The following is an 18,805-nucleotide window of genomic DNA, read 5'->3' on the forward strand; positions in this document are numbered from 1 at the left end:
ATCAACAGGTTCTGCGCAAATCGTAGATCGCCTCACCGATGCGGACGCGGTGGCGGCAGGTGATTTGCCACCCCGCCCGCCCGACCATCGCCGCAAAGCGCATCGCGCCATGGCGGTGGAGCCACAGCACGCGCTTGTCCCGCAAGCCCAGTCGCCATAGCAGGTCCTGCACCGAGGCGTGGTTGTAGGACAGCACCACGCGGTCGAACTGGCGCAGCGACGTCAGCAGGCGGGGGACGTCCTCGACATATTCCACGACGCCCAGCAATGCGGCGGCAGGTTCGCCGAACACGGGAAGGGGGCCAGGACCGTTAAGGTCGTGCAGCACCGTACCCGGCCCGCGATCGACGATGTCGACGGGGACGTAGCGGGTCGTCGGCGCGAGGTGTTCCCGCAGGCCCATGTGACCGCAGCCGATGTCGACCACGGCAGGCTCGTTCGCCAGCCACGCGGCCGCCTGGCGCATGCGTCTATCCCAGCGATCCTGCAGGATGTCCCAGGCCCCGCCGCCATCCACGCACGGGGCAGGGCAGTGGCGCGGTGGCGGCACGGTCTCGATCATCGGCGCAGGTGGCCGTCCGCGGCCCCGTCCGGCAAGTCGAACTGCCTCGCAACTGGCGCTATCTCGAAGGAAAAACTCGCAGCCTGCCGGATTAAGGCAACAAAAAACCCCGCCGAAGCGGGGTTTTGCCGATGGTGGGCGTAGCAAGGATTGAACTTGCGACCCCTACGATGTCAACATAGTGCTCTACCACTGAGCTATACGCCCGCACCATCGATTTTCCGTCAGCCTCTCGGCGTCGGGAGCGCCCCACTAGCCGTGCCTCGTCGGGCTGGCAAGGGGGCAAATTCACTTTTTTACGCAGCGTCCGCAAAGATGCGGTCCACCTCCATCACCAGGTCGCGAAGATGGAAGGGCTTGGACAGCACGCGCGCCTGCGGCGCCTCGCGATTGGCCTTGAGCGAGACTGCGGCAAAGCCGGTGATGAACATGACTTTCGTGGCCGGGCTGATCTCGCTGCAACGCTGCGCCAGTTCGATCCCGTCCATTTCGGGCATGACGATGTCCGACAGCAGCAGGTCGAATTGCTCACGCTGCAGAAGCGGAATGGCGGCCGTGCCGCGGTCGACCGCGACCACGCTGTACCCGGCATTCTCGAGGGCGCGTGCGAGGTAGGTGCGCATGGCCTCTTCGTCTTCGGCGAGCAGAATTCGGATCATAGTACCCTTCTGGTCCTGTCAGTCTCGACGTGCCGTCAGGTCGGCACGGGTATTTGGGGCACAGCATCGGCCGGCTGTGATCGGGTCGTCTCCGCTGTGCGGTCCAGCGGCCTAGCAGGGGGCGGGTTAACAATCCCGACCGCTTCGTCCGCAACCAATAGCGCAGTGCCGCCCGCCGGCAAACATGTGTATCGAAACGTAGCGCCAATGTGGCCGCCAAACCGCGACGAAATGCACAGGTTTTGACACGCGCTGCAAAGCGATGCAGCCAGCCACGATGGATGCATGGGGCAGTTGCGATTCGGCAGGCGAAGCGGCGCCCTTCGTGGTGCGCAACCAAGGGCAGTCAGCGACGCCGGTGGTTCTGGCCGTGCCGCATGCCGGGCGCGCTTACGGGTCCACCTTGGTGTCGGCCTTGCGCGATCCGGCCGAGGCTGCGCGCCGACTCGAGGATCGGCTGGTCGACGGTATTGCCGAGGAACTGGCGCGGCGAACCGGCGCGACCCTGATCGTCGCGCGTGCGCCGCGTGCGCTGATCGACCTGAACCGGGCGCCCGACGACCTCGATCGCGACATGATCGAGCCGGACCCCGCACTTCCCGCCTTTCCGCCCCGCGCGCGCCCGGGCGGCGTTTCGCGCCGCGTGCAGGGAGGCCTGGGCCTCGTCCCCCGGCGGCTGCCCGGCATGGGCGAGTTGTGGCGCAGCCGTCTACCTGCCGCTGATGTCCTGGCGCGAATCGAGGAGGTGCATGCGCCCTATCACGCCGCCATCGAGGCGGCGCTTGACGCGGTCGCCGGGCAATGGGGCGTCGCGCTGCTGATCGACCTCCATTCGATGCCGCCGCTGCTCCCGCGCGAGCCTGGGCAGACGACCGCGCGCTACGTCCTCGGCGACCGTTTCGGCAGCGCCTGTCGCGCACGGCTTGCAGCGCTCGCCTTCGCGCATTTCGCCGCGACCGGGGCACCAGCGGCGCACAACCGGCCTTACGCGGGCGGCTATACGCTGGAGCGCCATGCCCGCCGCGCACAGGGGATCGAGGCGATGCAGATCGAGATCGATCGCGCAGCCTACCTCGACACCGCGCTGGCAGAGCCTGGCCCGGGTTGGGAAGAGGTGGTGGACACGCTGACCGGCCTTGTCGGCATTCTGGGGCGCGATATGGCCGACGTGGCGGCTGCCGGGCGCATGACGCGCGCCGCCGAATAGGCGACCGCCACCGGCCAATAAAAAACCACCTGGAGACAAGCTCCAGGTGGCCAAGGTTCAGGGAGGAGGTGCACCAAGTGCACCAATCAGACCGGGCCATGAGGGGAGCGCCGGCCTGATGTGATGAAGATAGGCAACACTCCGGCGCCTTGCAATAGCCTTGCGACAGAAAAATATTGCATTTGAACGCAAATTTTGTTTGCTCGGCGGCCGCCCGTCGAACGCGTGGTTCACGGCGGGCGTAGCCTCTTGAAACTAATCGTTATTTCGTGGCCAGCCATGCTCGGTCCGGCCCGCACGGGTGCGTCTGCCTATCTCCGGCGCCGATGTGCCATGACACGAAAAAGCCCCCGCCGTCGCCGGCGAGGGCCTTCGTTCGTACCGGCGGGGCGCAGTGCGGCGCACCCCGGGGCCGGCGTCCGATCAGATCGCGGGTGCGAGCGTCGGGGCCGGCGCCTTGCCCTGCTGGGCCTGGATGCCGAAGATCGTGCTCATCAGGTCGAGCGAGAAGATGTGCGCATAGATCAGCGGCAGCAGGCCGCTCTGCGCCCAGCCGCGCAGCACGTCGCCACGGATGTCGCGCAGCTTGTCCTGGTTGACCATCTGGAAGCCGCGATAGATGAACGGCTGGTCGACGCCGGTCTGCTGGATGGCGACTTCGCCTTCCATCAGCAGGTTGTGCTTGTTCAGCTCGTCGATGAACGCCTGGGTGCGCAGGCCGGCCTGCTCGAACTGCTCGCAGAACTGCAGCGCCTGCTTGGTCGCTTCGCTCGGCTGGTCGCCGTCGAACAGCGCCTCACCTTCGTCGAATTCACCGACGAGGCCGCTCGACGGGTCGAAGCACAGCGAGAGTTCGTCGCTGTCGGGCGTCAGCTTGGCGAGCATGAAGGGATAGCGGCGCGCATAGGCCGGCAGGTACACCGGCTGGTCGATCGTGCCTTCCTCGTTCACGAAGACGTTGACGCCTTCGTTGAGACCCATGAGCGCGAGCGGCACCGGGTTGTCGCCCGAGGCGAAGATGATCGGGAAGTGACGGGCGGCCTGCGGGAATTCTTCCACGGTCAGCGGAATGGCGTGCTGGCCGATCAGCCACGGGGCCGACTGGGCGCCGCGCGCCTTCCACGTGGCGTGGTCGCGCGTGTTGAGCGGCATGAGGTCCTGGTAGAACAGGGGCAGATTGGCTTGCGGCGCGCTGGCCATGTACTCTCTCCGAAACACAGAATTGGGCCGACATGGCGCACGAACGACGGCGGGACGCCGCCGGCGCGCGGGACACGGGCGTGGCAGGGCCATACGGCCTGCGCGATACACTGACAAGCGGCCGACGCAGCGCCGGGGCAGGAATGTGTTGCCCCGGCGCCTGTCAGCCGTGCAGCGTTGCTAAGACCGGTGTCAGACCAGCTTGCCGGGGTTCATCAGTCCCTGGGGATCGAGCGCCTGCTTCACCGAGCGAAGGATCGACAAGGCCACGGGATCGCCGAGGCGCGCCAATTCGTCGCGCTTCAATTGGCCGATGCCGTGCTCGGCGGATATCGAGCCGCCCCACGCCGTGACCATGTCATGAACCTGGCGGCTGATCGCCTTGCCGTCGCCGGCTTCCCATTCGGCGCGGTCGACGCCTGCCGGCGCGATCACGTGGAAGTGGATATTGCCGTCGCCCAGGTGACCGAAGCCGACCGCGCGCGTGCCGGGCCACTGACCCTCGAGCAGCGGCACCGCTTCTTCCACGAAGGCGGGCATGCGCTCGACCGGCACGCTGATGTCGTGCTGCACGGCGGGGCCGAGCGCGCGCTCGGCCGGTGCGATCGTTTCGCGCAGGTTCCAGAAGGCCTCAGCCTGGGTGTCGTTGGCCGCGATCGTCGCATCCTGGATCAAGCCGGCCTCGAACGCCTCCTCGAGCACGCGTTGCGCGAGATCAGGCAGGCGCGCGGCGCCATCGGCATCGCCGACCAGTTCGATCAGGATGTGCCAGGTATGGTCCTCGGCAAGCGGCTGGCGCGCACCGGGCAGGTAGTCGCGCACGGCATCGAGACTGTGCTGCGGCATGACCTCGAACCCTTCGAGGAAGGGGCCGGCGATACGCTCGGCCATGAGCAGCACTTCGCGCGCCGCGGTGAGGCTTTCCGCACCCGCCCACAGCACTTCGCGCGCGGCGATCGCGGGCTCGAGCCTCAGCGTCGCGGCAGTGACGATGCCCAAGACGCCCTCTGACCCGATCAGCAGCTGCTTGAGATCGAAGCCGCGGTTGTCCTTCTTGAGGGGGACCAGCTGGTTGAACACAGTACCGTCGGGCATCACCGCCTCGAGCCCGAGGACCAGCGCGCGCATCGAGCCGTGGCGCAGCACCTGCGTGCCGCCGGCATTGGTCGAGATCAGCCCGCCGATCGTTGCCGAGCCCTTTCCGCCCAGCGACAGCGGGAAGCGCAGGCCCTTGGACTCGGCGGCTTCGTGCAGCACCTGTAGGATCACACCGGCTTCGCACGTCGCGGTGCGGGCCGCGGGATCGACCGCGCGGATGGCGTTCATGCGGCGCAGCGACAAGACGACGGCGCGGCCGGTCTCGTCGGGCGTGGCGCCGCCCGACATGCCGCTGTTCCCGCCCTGCGGCACGATCGGCACGCCGTGCTTCGCGCAAAGCTGCACCAGCGCGGCGACTTGCGCGGTATCGGCAGGCGAGGCCATGCCGAGCGCGCGGCCGGTAAAGCGCTGGCGCCAGTCGGTCAGCCAGGGTGCGATGGTTTCGGCATCGGTGGTGAAGCCCTTGGTGCCCAGCAGGGCAGCGGCTTCTTCGAGGAACACGGCGCCATCGGCGCGCGGAGCGAGCGTTTCGACCATCGGCACCGGCTAGACCCCTGTTCGCCGTGCATCAACGGCTTTTTACATTTCCTTTTGCGCGGCGGGGCGGCCGCGGGTTAAGCGGATGTTCAAGCGCCCGATTGCAAAGGTGGCCGAACACAACAACCGGCCGTTGCCGACAGGGGGCAGCGCTGCCGGACAGGGCCACCGTCGGGCCGGATTGAGGATCGCGTTCGTTGTCGATGTGCTGATGCCAGGTCTTGCCCATGCCTTTGTGGCCACGGCGGCGCTGATAAGCGTCGCTTCCGGGCCGGATGTTGCGTTTCCCCGGCACGGATCGGCGCATCTGTCGACCTCGCTTCCTTCGGCGATGCCAACCGTACCGCAGCCTGGCGGTGCCGATCGTGCCATCAGCGATGCGATCGACGACGATGGTTGGTCGCAGGTGCGTATCGAGCAGCGCCTGATCATCCGCATCGCCCCCGGCATGGGGCGCGAGATGCCGCTGCCGGGGCCGCCGCCGATGCCGTACAACGGCGCCCCGCGCCTGCGCCGCGGCCCCAACTGCGTGCCGATGAATCTCATCGGCGCAACCGCTGCGACATCCTCGGATCGCCAGATCGTGCTGCTGTTGCGCGATCGCCGGCAGCTCGTCGCAAATCTCGAGAAATCGTGCAGCGCGCGCGATTTCTACGTCGGCTTCTATGCCGAGCGCAGCAGCGACGGGATGCTCTGTGCGCGGCGTGACATGATCCACTCGCGGGCCGGTGCCACTTGCGGTATCACCCGGCTGCAGGAAATAGGGCGCTGACAGCGCGATCCGGGCGGCTTTCCTTGACTTTCCCTGCATATTCGGCTTAGCGACGCGCTGTGAGCGCCGGGCCACGCATGGGCCGGCCCGGGTGGTCGGCCATTGGCCGCGTGGCGCTGGTCAGGCGCGACGCCGGCAGGAGGCGGTCTCCCTCGATTTTCGGAACATTACCCGCATGAAGTTTGCCGATCTCGGCCTATCAGACGAATTGCTCAAGTCGGTCACGGATGCCGGCTATGACGAGCCGACGCCGATCCAGGCGCAGGCGATCCCCTCCGTATTGATGATGCGCGACATCATCGGCATCGCCCAGACGGGCACCGGCAAGACCGCCGGTTTCGTGCTGCCGATGATCGACATTCTCGCGCACGGCCGCCGTCGCGCGCTGATGCCGCGCTCGCTGATCCTCGAGCCGACGCGCGAACTCGCCGCGCAGGTCGCCGAGAATTTCGAGAAGTACGGCAAGAACCACGATCTCAAGATGGCGCTGCTGATCGGCGGTGTGCAGATGGGCGACCAGGTCAAGGCGCTGCAGGAAGGCGTGGACGTCCTGATCGCGACGCCGGGCCGCCTGATGGACCTGTTCGAGCGGGGCAAGATCCTGCTCACGGGCTGCGAACTGCTGGTCATCGACGAGGCTGACCGCATGCTCGACATGGGCTTCATCCCCGACATCGAGTCGATCTGTTCCAAGCTGCCCGCGCAGCGCCAGACGCTGCTGTTCTCGGCGACGATGCCGCCGCCGATCAAGAAGCTGGCCGACAAGTTCCTGTCGAACCCCAAGTCCATCGAAGTGGCGCGGCCTGCCAGCCTCAACGTCAACATCGCCCAGTTCAAGGTCAAGACCACCAGCCGGGGCAAGCGCGACACGCTGCGCCAACTGCTCAAGACCGACAACGTCAGCACCGCGATCATCTTCTGCAACCGCAAGACGACGGTGCGCGAGCTGGCCAAGAGCCTGAAAAGCCATGGTTTTTCCGCAGGCGAGATTCATGGAGACATGGACCAGCCGGCGCGCCTTGCCGAACTGCAGAAGTTCAAGGACGGCGTGATCAACATTCTGGTCGCCTCCGACGTCGCCGCACGCGGTCTCGACGTGAAGGGCGTGAGCCATGTCTTCAACTTTGACACGCCGTGGCACCCGGACGACTATGTCCACCGCATCGGCCGCACTGGTCGCGGCGGCGCCACCGGCCGCGCCTTCACACTGGTGAGCCCCGAGGATGCCGAAGCGATCGACAACGTCGAGAAGCTGACCGGCAACAAGATCCCGGTTCTGGCGCTCGATACCACCGCCGAAGAGGCGCCGGTCGAGGACAAGCCCGCGCGCAAGTCGCGCCGTGGCGAGGACGAGGATCGCAAGCCCCGCGAAGCGCGCTCCGGTCGCCGGCGCAAGTCCGAGCGTAGCGAAGAGACTGCCGAGGTCGAAGCCCAGGCGCCTGCCCGCGAGCGGTCAGAGCGCCCCGAACGCCAGGCCCCGGCCGAGCGCGTGGCCCGTACCGCGCCTGAAAGGCCCGAGCGTTCATCGCGCTATGGCGACGTGGCGTCCCAGCATCCGCACCAACGCCGCGAGCCGCAATCGCCGCCGGGTGAATGGAACGGCCCGATTCCGGAGTTCCTGCACGTTTCCGCCCTTTGAGGCGGCCTGACGGTCATCACACTGTCACCTGAAGGTGGCGGGGGGAACGCGGTGCCATGTGGTGGCACCGCGCCAGCAGGAAGTCCCCCGCCATGTCCTTCGCCACCAATTCCGCCGCGTCGCCTGCTTCCACCCGCCGCCAGATCCTCAAGACCGCGGCATTCGGCGCATCCGCGCTACTCCTGCCCGACTGGGCGCGCGCGGCCGGCCTGCTGACGGCGAGCGGTTTCACGCATTCGGTGGCGAGCGGTGAGCCCGCGGCGCATGAGGTCCTGCTGTGGACCCGTTACGTGCCGACGAATCGCGGGCCTGCCGACGTGCGGGTCGAGCTCTCCGAAACCGAGGACTTTGCCCGCATCGTGTCTGGCGGCGCCACGCAGACGGGGCCATGGCGCGACCACACCGTCAAGATCGTCGCAACCGGCCTCATGCCGGCCCGCCGCTACTTCTTCCGCTTCATCGCGCCGGACGGCAGCATGTCCCCGATCGGGCGCACGCGCACGCTGCCCGCCGATGGGCGCCAGCCGTGGCGCGCCGCGGTGTTCTCGTGTTCCAACCTGCCGTTCGGCTGGTTCAACGCCTATGCCCATGCCGCGGCGAGCGACGCGTTCGACTGCACTATTCACCTCGGCGATTACTTTTACGAATACCAGCGCGGCACTTATCCGACACTGCAGGAAGCGCTGCCCGGCCGGGTGATCCTGCCCGACGGCACCACCGTCCACACAGCCGATTATCGCCTGCGCTTCGCCAGCTATCGCGCCGATCCGGATCTGCAGGAGCTGCACCGCCGGTTCCCCATGATCGCGCAGTGGGACGACCACGAGAGCGCCAACGACAGCTGGGAAGGGGGCGCGGAGCATCACGACCCGGCCACCGACGGCGACTGGGGCGCGCGCAAGGATGCCGCGATGCAGGTCTATCGCGAATGGATGCCGGTGAGCGAGGCACCCTGGGCCGCGTACGACATCGGCGGGCTTGCCACGCTGTTCCGCACCGAGACGCGCGTGCTGGGCCGCACGCAGCAGCCCGACATTGCCCCGCTGTTCAAGGATGCCGACCCCGTCGCGGCGCTCAAGTCGTTCCGCGATGGCGCCTGGCAGGACCCTGCGGCGAGCATGATGGGCAGCGAGCAGGAAGCGTGGCTGGCCGGTGCGATGCAGCGGTCGGTGCGCAGCGGGCGTCCGTGGCAGATCGTCGGCTTCGGCACGATCATGGGCAACACCGTGATGCCCAAGGCGGCGCAAAGCTGGCTGTCCAACGAGGCGCCCGGCACCGCGCGCTATATCGGCGCCGGCCTGACCGCGGCCAGCGTCGGCCTGCCGTTCAATTTCGACAGCTGGGGCGGCTACCCCGCCGCGCGTGCGCGGTTCCTGCGCCAAGTGCGGGGCATGGGCGGCAACACCGTCGTCCTGTCAGGCGACAGCCACAATGCCTGGGCCTATAACCTGATGCACGAGGGCAAACCGGCGGCAGTCGAGTTCGCCGGGCATTCGGTGACGTCGCCCGGCTTCGAGCACGATGTGCGCACCGCGCCGGCGACGGTGGCGCGGGCTCTGGTCGAGGACAATCCGGAACTGGCGTGGTGCGACACCGCGCGGCGCGGCTACATGGCCCTGACCGTTACCGCCGATGCCGTGACCAACGAATGGATCATGCTCGACACCATTCGCGAGCGCAGCATCGCCGCAACCGTGGGGCATCGCGCGACAGTGCGGGCGGGCGCGCACCGCATGGGGTGACGTGGTTTTAGGCAGCTACCGCCCCCCGATTCCTCCGCTGTAGAGGAGGGGGAGAGCGCCATATAGCCCCCTCCTCTTCAGAGGAGGGGGTTGGGGGTGGTGGATACCTCAAACGACACCTCCAAACTCACCCCTTCACCCGCTTCGACATCAAGAACACCACATAGCCGCGAAACTGCGGCTCGTGGGCCAGCATCGCCGGTGGCGTCCACGCGCCGCCCTCCGCCAAAGCGACGCGGAACGGCAGGGGAAAGTGCGTCATCTTCGCAAACCACGCCTCGTAGCCGGGGATGGTCGATCGCCCCTGGTAGGTTTGCACCACGACCTCGTCGACCACTGGCTTGAGCGCGGCGAGGGCCTGCGGGTCGCCGTTCGCCGCCCAGTCCATCAATCCGGTGATCGACAGCTTCCAGGGGCGAGGCAGCTGCCGGCGGGCCTCGGCCAGGAAGGCGGCATAGCGATCCAGCCCCAAGGTTGCGGCATCGAAGTCGATCTGCAGGCCGGCCACGGTATTGCCCGCGTCCTGCCAGCGCTGCATGTCGGCGATGATCGCCGCCCAGTTGCGTTCGCCGAGGTCGAGCCGGTCGACCCGCACCACCAGCCACAGCGGTGTTCCGGGCAGATGTGGCGTGCCGGGGCGCAGGCGGGTGAAGCGCGCAGGCCCAGGCCGGCGGCGCACTTCCCCGTCGAGCAGGTACAGCAGGTGCGGTGTGAGTGCCGGCGAGGGGCGCACGCCGGGCCAGACGTAGAACGCGTCATAGCGCCGCGCGTCGATCGACGGAGCCGCGGCCGGGCTGGCGGTCTTGCTGGAGGCCGGTGCCTTCCCGCTGTCGCAGCCGCCGAGCATCGCGCAAACCAACGCCGCCGCGAGCGATCCCGATATGCGAAGCCTGATCACCAGTAATACCGCAGCGCCTTGGCCCAGCGGCTGGTGGGGTAGCGGGCCTTCAACTCGTCGTACCAGGCCTTGCGCTGTGCCTTGGGGGCATCGGCGGCGAGCCACGTTTCGTAATTGGCGGAAGGCCAGGCGCAAGTGTTGTGGCCTGACGGCGCGTAGCACTGGATCATGCGATAAAGCGCATAGGCGCGTAGATCGGCCGATGCAGCCTTGTCTGCAATGATCGCGGCATAGAACGTATCACGCGACGCCGGCTTGCCCGGATACAGGTCGGGGGCGGAGCCCAGCTGATTGGCCGCGCCGCCCATGTCGGGATCGGTCTGCGGGCGATAGAGCGTGAAGCCATCGAACCCGTTGAGGCGATAGAAATCACCGAGGCACAACCGCGCCGCCTGATCCATCGGCGCGCGCGCCAGCGTGGCGACCGTCTGGGCGAGCGGCGGGCAGGCAAAGCCGTCCGACCATTTGCCGGCAGCGAAACGCGCCGGGGGCGGGGTCGCAAGCCCAGCACCATACCACGCATCGGTGTCGGCCTTGCCCGGAGGCACCAGGGCCAAGTCGCGCGCGACGTCGGCATAGGCGCCGCGGGTCAGCCCCTTGTAGAGCAGCGTGAAGCGCGCGACGTTACGCTCGTCGGCCGGTCGCGTGGCGTCCGCGGCACTCGCGCGCAGGATCGCAGGGCTGGTCATGGTCTGGAGCATGAGCTGGCGCAGCGTGGTGTCCCCGATCGGCGAACCCGGCGCAAAGACCTGCGCAAGCTGGCCATCGCGTTGCCAGCGCAAGGCAAGGCCTAGCTCGACCAGCGGCCGCTGCCAGGCCCCTCGCGCGCCACTGGCCAATTCGCGCCAGAACCCGGCCTCGTTGGCGTCGTGCGCGCGGCCCAGTGCCATACCGCGCAATACCTGCCGGCTGAACGCGAGCGGCGAATAGGCGGGCTGCCGGGCGGCGTCGGGCAGCAGCGGCAAGATCGTGCGTGGCGCTTCGCCGGCATAATAGGCGCGGCTGGCGGCCACGAGGCCGTAGAGCTCGGGCATCGCGGAGAATTTCGCGGCCTGTGCCTCGACCATCGCAGCGGTGAGGGGCAGGGGCTTGCCCGCCTCGACCGGCCGCATCTGCTTGAGATCGGCGACCGCACTGAGCAGGGGCAAGTCCTGCCCGGCGGCGAGAACCTTGCCCGCGCCACCCTCGACCTCGAACAGACGCACATCGATCTCTTCGGCGAGATCGGCGGCGGCGGCGCTGGTGGCCGGGGTCGCACGCAGCATCGCCTCGTAACGCGCGGCCAAAGGGCCGGTCTGCTGCGTCAGCCACCATACCCGCCGCCTGAGCCCCTCGGCCGAGGCGGCATAGCGTCCCTTCGGATAGGCGGTCAGATACGCATCGATCGCGGTGCCGGCTGCACGGGCAGCGGCGGTGTCGACTTTGTCCAGCCCCGCAAAGTCGCCGTACTGGTCCATCGACCCGGAGACCGCCGCGCGCAAGCCGATCCGCACCGGCATGTAGCTGGCCGTCTCGGCGATCCAGGGCGACGCGCTGCGGGTCAGCGCGGCAAAGCCCGTGCGCGCCTTGTCCCATTGGCTGCGGTGAAACGCGTCGGCCGCCTGCAGATAGGCCAGGTAGTCGCGCGCAGGGGCACCGACGCTCGGCGACGCATCGCCGCCGTCGCACCCGGACTTCGCGCGAAGGCTGGTCAGCGCGGTGCGATCGTCAGCCGATACGCGCTTGTCGGCGGCGAGGGCCGCGGCAAAGGCATCTTGCGCCTCTTGTGGCACGCTGCAGGCGGGGGCCGCTGCACTGCCCGTATCCGCTTCGGCCGGCTCGGGCCACAAGGTCGTGCGAAGGCCCTTCCAGCTGACGAAGACGTGCCCCAGCTTGTCGTCGTCCCAGTCGGGCTTGCCATAGGCGACCTTGCTGTCGTCGATGGTTACGAGGCTGCGCATCAGCAGCAGCAGGTTGATGCGCGTGTCGTTCCCCGGCGCAAGCATCGCCCGCCCGTCGCAGGCATAAGTCGGAGCATCGAGCCGCCAGGTCGGATCGCACGAACTGTCCGCGCAGGCCCAGGCGAGCGTCGCGCCGATGCCGATCGACGCCGTGGCTGCCAGGGCCAAGGTGATGCGTGTGCGGCGTAGTGATGCTGCCATGGCCGTCCCCCCTGTCGCGGCCTGTCCGATCAGGCCGGCTTGATGAAGCTGTCGAGCACGTGTTTGACCCCGCCGCTCTCGAACTCGATTTCCAGCTTGTTGCCTTCCTGGCCCTGGACCGTGCCATAGCCGAACTTGTCATGGAACACCCGTGCGCCGACGCCAAGGTCGGCGCGCGGCTTGCTGGCAAAGCTCGCGGCGCTGCGCGTGTTCTCGGGCACGCGGCGGGGCTTGGGATCATAGGCCTGCGCCGCCGCGCGCTGCCAGCCCGGCCCGCGCGTGACGATCTTGGAGGGATGATTGCGCGCCACGTCGGCAAAGGGATCGCTCGCCTCCGACCAGTTGGCCCGCCACAGCGACGCCCCGCCCGACATCGTGGTTTCCTGCTCGATGTGGTCCTCGGGCAGTTCCTCGATGAAGCGCGAGGGGATCGCGCTGGTCCACTGCCCATAGATGCGCCGATTGGCAGCATGGAGGATCGTGCAGCGCTTGCGCGCGCGGGTGATCGCCACGTAGGCGAGGCGGCGTTCTTCCTCGAGGCTGGCGAGACCGCCCTCGTCGAGCGCACGTTGCGAGGGAAACACGCCTTCCTCCCAGCCGGGCAGGAACACCTGGTCGAATTCGAGGCCCTTGGCGGCGTGGATGGTCATGATCGTGACCTTGTCCTCGTTGCTCTGCGCCTCGTTGTCCATGACCAGGCTGACGTGCTCGAGGAAATCGCCGAGCGTCTCGTACTCTTCCATCGCGCGGACGAGTTCCGAGAGGTTCTCCAGCCGCCCATTGGCCTCGGCGCTCTTTTCGGCCTGCAGCGCCCCGGTGTAGCCGCTTTCGTCGAGGATCGTGCGTGCCAGTTCCGCCGGGCTCAGCGTCGCGACCTGCTCGCGCCAGCGCATGAAGTCGCGCACCAGTGCAAGGATCGTGTTGCGCGTACGCGTCGGGAGCTCGTCGGTGTCGGCGATGTCGTAGGCAGCGCGCAGCAGCGGGATCTGCTGCGCACGGGCAAAGCGGAACAGCTTTTCCAGCGTCTTGTCGCCCAGCCCGCGCTTGGGGGTGTTGTAGATCCGCTCGAAGGCAAGGTCGTCGGACGGCTGCGCGACGAGACGCAGGTAGGCCAGCGCATCGCGGATTTCGGCGCGTTCGTAGAAGCGGAAGCCGCCGACGATGCGATAGCCGAGGCCGATCTGGATGAAGCGGTCTTCGAACTCGCGCGTCTGGAACTGCGCGCGCACGAGGATCGCTACGCGGTCGAGCGGGCAGCCCTCGCGCTCGAGGCGCTCGATGTCCTCGCCCACGCGGCGTGCTTCCTCGGGGGCGTCCCACACGCCGATGACGCGCACCTGGTCGCCGCCATCGCGCTCGGTCCACAGCTGCTTGCCCAGTCGCTCGGCGTTCTCGGCGATTAGGCCCGAAGCCGCGCCGAGGATATGCGGGGTGGAGCGGTAGTTCTGCTCCAGCTTGATGACCTTGGCGCCCGGGAAATCCTTCTCGAAGCGCAGGATGTTGGCGACCTCGGCCCCACGCCACGAATAGATCGACTGGTCGTCGTCACCTACCACGCAAATGTTCTTACGGGTCTGTGCCAGGAGCCGCAGCCAGAGGTACTGCACCGCGTTGGTGTCCTGGTACTCGTCCACCATGATGTAGCGGAAGCGGTCCTGCCAGGCCTGCAGCACGTCGCGGTGCGTCTTGAAGATGGCCAGCATGTGCAGCAGCAGATCGCCGAAATCGCAGGCATTGAGCGTGCGCAGGCGATCCTGGTAAAGCTGGTAGAAATGCTGCCCGCGCCCGTTGGCATAGGCTTCGGCCTCGCCGGCATCGATGTCGGCCGGCAGCAGGCCGCGGTTCTTCCAGCGGTCGATCAGGCCCGCCAGCTGCTTCGCCGGCCAGCGCTTGTCGTCCACGCCTTCGGCCTGGATCAGCTGCTTGAGCAGGCGCAACTGGTCGTCGGTGTCGATGATTGTGAAGGCGCTGGTCAACCCGACCAGTTCGGCGTGACGGCGCAGCATCTTGGCGGCGATCGAGTGGAACGTACCGAGCCAGGGCATGCCCTCCACCGCCGGGCCGATGAGATGCCCTACGCGCTCGCGCATCTCGCGCGCGGCCTTGTTGGTGAAGGTGACGCACAGGATCTGCGAGGGGTAGGCCAGGCGCAGGTGGAGCAGGTTGGCGAGGCGCGCGGTCAGCGCGGCGGTCTTGCCGGTGCCGGCACCGGCAAGCATCAGCACCGGCCCATCGGTTGTCAGCACGGCCTCGCGCTGGGGAGGGTTGAGGCCTTCGAGCCAGCCGGGTTCGGGGGAGGGGGACAGCGAGTTCACGCGGAACAGGTAGGGAACCGATGCCGCGCGCGCAAGCGACTTCGGCGACGGGATGATCGGCCAAACACCGTCGATGAACCGCTCATTCATCCCTCATACAGCAAGAAAACAACGGTTTGTCGCAGCTGAGGGGCAGGTCGAACACTTGGCCGGGCCTGGTTCACGACTGGTCGTGTAGGCGGAAACGATCGGACATCGTCGAGCGTAGCTTGTGCAACTTCGGATCTTTCAGACAGGAGACGATCCCCATGCGTAAGTTCATGTCCATCAGCGCTTTTGCGCTTGCCGCCGCAACGCTGCCCGCCGCTCTGCACGCCCAGTCGGCCACCACGATGGCAACGCCACCCGCCGCAGATGCGGCCGCAACCCCTGCCGCTCCCGCCGGTCCATTCACCATGACGACCGAGCAGAAGGGCATGTACGACGGCTGGCCTGCCGATCTGAAGACCAAGTATGACGCCTGGCCCTCGGCCCAGCAGGAATACTTCTGGACCCTCAATGCCGACCAGCAGAAGGGCTGGTGGGCGCTGACCGACCAGCAGCGCGGCCAGGTCTATGCCATGACGCCCGACCAGCGCTCGCAGATCTGGCCGACGATCGTGGCCCAGGTGAAGGGCCAGGCCTCGGCCTCAGCCACCGGCGCGCAGCCCCCGGCGGCAGCCTCGGGTGCCCCGGCCGCAAGCTCGGGCGGCATGGCCTCCAACGCGGATGACGCTGCGGCTCCCATGAGCTCGGACAACAGCGCGATGGCCAGCAACGCGCCGGCGACTTCGTCGAACACGGCTTATGCCAGCAACGACGCCGGCACGGGTGCGGCCAAGAAGTACCCGCTGTGCTCGAAGACCGTGACCGACAGCTGCCGTAACCGCGGCGGCGTGTAAGTCGCGATAGCCCGCAAGGGTCGCAAGGGAAGGGCGCCGGTCATGCCGGCGCCCTTTTTCGTGCGCTCACAGCGGGAGAGCGGAAGGACGCCGGGCCAACATCTTGCCCTTGACAGCAGGGCCCCGACAGGGAACCCCGCAGCGTCATGAACCCGATCCGCCAGCACGCCCGCGTCCTCACCGCCAGCCTCGTCGGCACGGCGGTGGAGTTCTACGATTTCTACATCTTTGCGACGGCGGCGGCTCTCGTGATCGGCCCGCTGTTCTTCCCGGCGCAGTCGTCGTCCGCACAGATCCTGCTTGCCTTCATGACCTTCGGGCTCGCTTTCGTGGCCCGACCGGTCGGTGCCATCGCGTTCGGCCATTTCGGCGACCGGATCGGGCGCAAGTCGACGCTGGTCGCCTCGCTCATGCTGATGGGCGGCTCGACATTGCTGATCGCGTTCCTGCCGACTTACGCCATGGCGGGGCCGCTGGCACCGGCGCTGCTCTGCCTGTTGCGGTTCGGCCAGGGCTTCGGCCTCGGCGGCGAATGGGGCGGGGCCTCGCTGCTTGCCGTCGAAAACGCGCCCAAGGGCTGGGAGGCGCGCTTCGGGGCCGCCCCGCAGCTCGGCGCGCCGGTCGGGTTCTTCTTTGCCAACGGCCTGTTCCTGCTGCTCGGCATGGTTCTGCCCGAAGCTGAATTCGTGCGCTGGGGCTGGCGCGTGCCGTTCCTTGCCAGCGCGCTGCTCGTCGGCGTCGGCCTGTGGGTGCGCCTGCGCATCGGCGAGACCGCCGCGTTCCGCGAGGCGCTCGATGCCGAGGCACCGGCCAAGGTGCCGGTCGGGCGGCTCTTTGCCCGTCATCCCGGCGCCGTGCTGGCCGGCATCGCCGGCGTCGTCGCATGCTTCGCGATCTTCTACCTCGCCACCACGTTCGCGCTTTCGTTCGGCACGAAGACGCTCGGCTTCTCGCGGCAGTCGTTCCTGGGGGTGCAGCTCGGTGCCAACCTGTTCCTGGCGCTCGGGATCATCGTGGCCGGCTGGTGGGCCGACAAGCGCAGCCCCGCCGCCGTGCTGCGCGTCGGCGCGGCCCTGACGGCCCTCGTCGGCCTCGTCTTCGGTCTGGGCCTTGGATCGGGCCAGCTGCCGCTGGTCTTTGCGACGCTCGCGCTGTCGCTGTTCGTCATGGGGCTGGTCTACGGCCCGCTCGGCGCCTGGCTGCCGACGCTTTATGCCGTGCCGGTGCGCTACACCGGCATCTCGATCGCGTTCAACGTCGGTGGCGTGATCGGCGGCGCTTTGACGCCATTCGCTGCCCAGCTTCTTGCGGCGCAGGGCGGCACGGCCAGCGTCGGACTGTTCCTGACGCTGGCCGGTGCGGTGACGCTCGCCGGCGTGGTCCTTGCCCCCAAGCCGGCGAACTAAACGTCAGGCGGCCGCCGCCTTCAGCCGCAGCAGCGTCAGGCGCGCCTTGCCGACCTTGCGCTCGGCATCGACCACGCAGGTTTTTAGCTGCGGCACTTCGTCGGCATGGGTCTCGAGGCTGATCCACGTCGCCTCGCCGATCCAGCCAAGCCGGATCAGCTTGTCGAGCGCCACCGATCCCGCGCCGGTGCCGTAAGGCGGATCGAGCATGACGAGGTCGAGCGGCTCCTTGACCGGGCCGAGCGACAGCACTGACGACGCGCGGACATCGCTGCGGTCCTGCACGCGTAGCGCGGCGAGGTTGGCGCGAATCGCACGGATCGCCGCCGCATCCTGTTCGACGAACAGGCAATGCGCCGCTCCGCGCGACAGCGCCTCGAGCCCGAGCGCACCCGAGCCGGCAAACAGGTCTGCGACCTTCAGGCCCTCGAAGTTGCCCAAGCGGCTGGTCAGCATCGAGAACAGCGTCTCGCGCGTGCGGTCGGCGGTGGGCCGGGTGGTGTCCCCAGCCGGGGCGACGAGCTTGCGCCCGCGCCATTCCCCGGAAATGATACGCATGCGCCTCAGCTTTCCTGTGACGGGGTCTTGGGCATCGGAGCCGCAGCCGATGGGGCCTGACCCTTGGCCGGTTCGCTCTTCAGCGTCTTGCGGAATCGCTCGACCAGCACCTGCGGCACTTCCTCGGCACCGCCGCGCGGAAGGTCGGCCAGCTCGAACGGCCCGTACGCGGTGCGCAGCAGGCGCGAGACTTGCAGGCCGAGATGTTCGAGCACGCGGCGCACTTCGCGGTTCTTGCCTTCGGTCAGGGTCATTTCGATCCACTGGTTGCGCCCGGTGCGGCGCTCCATGTTGGCGTCGATCTGGCCGTAGTGGATGCCGTCGATCTCGATGCCCTCGATCAGTTCCTCGAGCCGGCTCTGCGTGATGTCGCCGAAGGTGCGCGCGCGATAGGTGCGCGGAATGCCGGTGGCAGGCAGTTCCAGCGCGCGCTTGAGCTCGCCGTCATTGGTCAGCAGCAGCAGGCCCTCGGTGTTGAGGTCGAGCCGGCCCACGGGAATGACGCGCGGCGTCTCGGGCGGTAGGGCATTGCGCAGCGCGTTATAGATCGTCGGCCGCCCGGAAGGGTCGCGTTCGGCAGTGATCAGGCCGGCCGGCTTGTGGAAGCGGAACACGCGCGTCGGCGCGGCCGCGGCGATCAGGCGCCCATCGACGCTGACGCCCCTGAGGTTCTTGAGCACCGTGGCCGGCGTCGTCACCAGTTCGTTGTCGAGCCGCACGCGGCCCTCGGCGATCAGGCGTTCGACCTCGCGACGCGAGGCGACGCCGGCGCGGGCCAGCAGCTTGGCGATGCGCTCGCCTTCGCGTGGAGCCTCGTCAGCGCCCGCTGCGGGTCGCACCGTCGCCGGCTTGGAATGAGCGGCGCTATAGGGCTTGGCATAAGGCTTGGCCACCGGCCGGCTGAGTGCACGGGCTTGCGCGGCGCCACTGGGCGTCGCGTCGGAGCGGGTAGCCGGGCGAGGCGACAGCTTGCCTTCGACCGGTGCGGCAGCCCCGCGACCCGCAGGCCGTGCCGTATCGCGCGCCTTGCCGCGCACGGCGTCACGCGGAGCAGCCTTGCCCCCGTCCCGCGGTGCCGGTCGGGCACCATCACGCGGCGCAGAGCGCGGGCCATCGCGAAAGCCCGACTTCGCACCGGGCCTTGCCCCGTCGCGCGCCGACAGCTTGGCGCCATCGCGTGGGCCAGCGCG

15 protein-coding genes and 1 tRNA gene are annotated in these 18,805 nt (G+C 68.1%); 6 read left to right on the top strand and 10 right to left on the bottom strand.

Annotated elements, in window-relative coordinates; translation table 11 throughout:
- Position 1: 1 nt before the first annotated feature.
- The 3 genes from V7Q48_RS08660 to cpdR all read right to left on the bottom strand — a co-directional run bounded on the left by V7Q48_RS08660 (position 2) and on the right by cpdR (position 1,221).
- The gene (locus tag V7Q48_RS08660; RefSeq protein WP_333837557.1) at positions 2-562 is read right to left on the bottom strand and encodes a hypothetical protein; all 561 of its coding nucleotides are present in this window, start codon (positions 560-562) and stop codon (positions 2-4) included.
- Positions 563-694: 132 nt separating this feature from the next.
- Positions 695-769 (bottom strand) — tRNA-Val (locus tag V7Q48_RS08665).
- 89 nt (positions 770-858) lie between these two features.
- On the bottom strand, positions 859-1,221 hold the full coding sequence (gene cpdR, locus V7Q48_RS08670) for a cell cycle two-component system response regulator CpdR (RefSeq protein ID WP_333837558.1): 363 nt from the start codon (positions 1,219-1,221) through the stop codon (positions 859-861).
- A 277-nt stretch (positions 1,222-1,498) separates the two neighbouring features.
- On the opposite strand from cpdR, the gene V7Q48_RS08675 reads away from it, so the two are divergent.
- Complete coding sequence (locus tag V7Q48_RS08675) at positions 1,499-2,428, top strand: N-formylglutamate amidohydrolase (protein WP_333837559.1); 930 nt, start codon at positions 1,499-1,501, stop codon at positions 2,426-2,428.
- 423 nt (positions 2,429-2,851) lie between these two features.
- Here V7Q48_RS08675 and V7Q48_RS08680 read toward each other — a convergent pair whose 3' ends face one another.
- Complete coding sequence (locus tag V7Q48_RS08680) at positions 2,852-3,628, bottom strand: SapC family protein (protein ID WP_333837560.1); 777 nt, start codon at positions 3,626-3,628, stop codon at positions 2,852-2,854.
- A gap of 192 nt (positions 3,629-3,820) precedes the next feature.
- A complete protein-coding gene (locus V7Q48_RS08685) occupies positions 3,821-5,263 on the bottom strand; it encodes an FAD-binding oxidoreductase (RefSeq protein ID WP_333837562.1) in 1,443 nt (480 codons plus the stop codon).
- Between the two features lie 331 nt (positions 5,264-5,594).
- On the opposite strand from V7Q48_RS08685, the gene V7Q48_RS08690 reads away from it, so the two are divergent.
- From V7Q48_RS08690 to V7Q48_RS08700, 3 genes are all read left to right on the top strand, one after another.
- The gene (locus V7Q48_RS08690) at positions 5,595-6,035 is read left to right on the top strand and encodes a hypothetical protein (RefSeq protein WP_333837563.1); all 441 of its coding nucleotides are present in this window, start codon (positions 5,595-5,597) and stop codon (positions 6,033-6,035) included.
- Positions 6,036-6,210: 175 nt separating this feature from the next.
- Positions 6,211-7,674 (top strand): DEAD/DEAH box helicase, encoded by a 1,464-nt coding sequence (locus tag V7Q48_RS08695; RefSeq protein WP_333837564.1) that lies wholly within the window; start codon positions 6,211-6,213, stop codon positions 7,672-7,674.
- Positions 7,675-7,766: 92 nt separating this feature from the next.
- The gene (locus tag V7Q48_RS08700; protein ID WP_333837565.1) at positions 7,767-9,416 is read left to right on the top strand and encodes an alkaline phosphatase D family protein; all 1,650 of its coding nucleotides are present in this window, start codon (positions 7,767-7,769) and stop codon (positions 9,414-9,416) included.
- Between the two features lie 127 nt (positions 9,417-9,543).
- Here the strand turns inward: V7Q48_RS08700 and V7Q48_RS08705 are convergent, their stop codons facing one another.
- The 3 genes from V7Q48_RS08705 to V7Q48_RS08715 are packed head-to-tail and all read right to left on the bottom strand — an operon-like array spanning position 9,544 to position 14,860.
- On the bottom strand, positions 9,544-10,314 hold the full coding sequence (locus V7Q48_RS08705; RefSeq protein WP_333837566.1) for a DUF3142 domain-containing protein: 771 nt from the start codon (positions 10,312-10,314) through the stop codon (positions 9,544-9,546).
- Positions 10,311-12,455: a hypothetical protein gene (locus V7Q48_RS08710; RefSeq protein ID WP_333837568.1), complete on the bottom strand. Its 2,145-nt coding sequence runs from the start codon at positions 12,453-12,455 to the stop codon at positions 10,311-10,313. Before V7Q48_RS08710 ends, V7Q48_RS08705 begins: the two co-directional genes overlap by 4 nt.
- A 29-nt stretch (positions 12,456-12,484) precedes the next feature.
- Positions 12,485-14,860, bottom strand: coding sequence for an ATP-dependent helicase (locus tag V7Q48_RS08715; protein ID WP_442947113.1), 2,376 nt, complete (start codon positions 14,858-14,860; stop codon positions 12,485-12,487).
- A 170-nt stretch (positions 14,861-15,030) separates the two neighbouring features.
- Here V7Q48_RS08715 and V7Q48_RS08720 point away from each other — a divergent pair, with 170 nt between their 5' ends.
- Complete coding sequence (locus tag V7Q48_RS08720; protein WP_333837569.1) at positions 15,031-15,651, top strand: hypothetical protein; 621 nt, start codon at positions 15,031-15,033, stop codon at positions 15,649-15,651.
- Between the two features lie 146 nt (positions 15,652-15,797).
- Complete coding sequence (locus tag V7Q48_RS08725; protein WP_333837570.1) at positions 15,798-17,057, top strand: MFS transporter; 1,260 nt, start codon at positions 15,798-15,800, stop codon at positions 17,055-17,057.
- 3 nt (positions 17,058-17,060) lie between these two features.
- Here V7Q48_RS08725 and rsmD read toward each other — a convergent pair whose 3' ends face one another.
- Both rsmD and V7Q48_RS08735 read right to left on the bottom strand, forming a co-directional pair.
- Positions 17,061-17,615, bottom strand: a complete 555-nt coding sequence (gene rsmD / locus V7Q48_RS08730; RefSeq protein WP_333837571.1) for a 16S rRNA (guanine(966)-N(2))-methyltransferase RsmD — start codon at positions 17,613-17,615, stop codon at positions 17,061-17,063.
- A gap of 5 nt (positions 17,616-17,620) precedes the next feature.
- Positions 17,621-18,508, bottom strand: coding sequence for a pseudouridine synthase (locus V7Q48_RS08735; protein ID WP_333837572.1), 888 nt, complete (start codon positions 18,506-18,508; stop codon positions 17,621-17,623).
- Positions 18,509-18,805: the final 297 nt, after the last annotated feature.

Origin of the sequence: Novosphingobium sp., assembly GCF_036803765.1 — a bacterium.
Lineage (GTDB): Bacteria > Pseudomonadota > Alphaproteobacteria > Sphingomonadales > Sphingomonadaceae > Novosphingobium.

What these genes read in the sequence shown, in the direction of transcription:
- V7Q48_RS08660 (WP_333837557.1), bottom strand. Translation starts at nt 562, where the DNA reads ATGATCGAGACCGTGCCGCCACCGCGCCACTGCCCTGCCCCGTGCGTG.
- V7Q48_RS08720 (WP_333837569.1), top strand. Translation starts at nt 15,031, where the DNA reads ATGTCCATCAGCGCTTTTGCGCTTGCCGCCGCAACGCTGCCCGCCGCT.
- V7Q48_RS08700 (WP_333837565.1), top strand. Translation starts at nt 7,767, where the DNA reads ATGTCCTTCGCCACCAATTCCGCCGCGTCGCCTGCTTCCACCCGCCGC.
- V7Q48_RS08685 (WP_333837562.1), bottom strand. Translation starts at nt 5,263, where the DNA reads ATGGTCGAAACGCTCGCTCCGCGCGCCGATGGCGCCGTGTTCCTCGAA.
- V7Q48_RS08690 (WP_333837563.1), top strand. Translation starts at nt 5,595, where the DNA reads ATGCCAACCGTACCGCAGCCTGGCGGTGCCGATCGTGCCATCAGCGAT.
- V7Q48_RS08710 (WP_333837568.1), bottom strand. Translation starts at nt 12,455, where the DNA reads ATGGCAGCATCACTACGCCGCACACGCATCACCTTGGCCCTGGCAGCC.
- V7Q48_RS08725 (WP_333837570.1), top strand. Translation starts at nt 15,798, where the DNA reads ATGAACCCGATCCGCCAGCACGCCCGCGTCCTCACCGCCAGCCTCGTC.
- rsmD (WP_333837571.1), bottom strand. Translation starts at nt 17,615, where the DNA reads ATGCGTATCATTTCCGGGGAATGGCGCGGGCGCAAGCTCGTCGCCCCG.
- V7Q48_RS08680 (WP_333837560.1), bottom strand. Translation starts at nt 3,628, where the DNA reads ATGGCCAGCGCGCCGCAAGCCAATCTGCCCCTGTTCTACCAGGACCTC.
- cpdR (WP_333837558.1), bottom strand. Translation starts at nt 1,221, where the DNA reads ATGATCCGAATTCTGCTCGCCGAAGACGAAGAGGCCATGCGCACCTAC.
- V7Q48_RS08695 (WP_333837564.1), top strand. Translation starts at nt 6,211, where the DNA reads ATGAAGTTTGCCGATCTCGGCCTATCAGACGAATTGCTCAAGTCGGTC.
- V7Q48_RS08675 (WP_333837559.1), top strand. Translation starts at nt 1,499, where the DNA reads ATGGATGCATGGGGCAGTTGCGATTCGGCAGGCGAAGCGGCGCCCTTC.
- V7Q48_RS08715 (WP_442947113.1), bottom strand. Translation starts at nt 14,860, where the DNA reads ATGAATGAGCGGTTCATCGACGGTGTTTGGCCGATCATCCCGTCGCCG.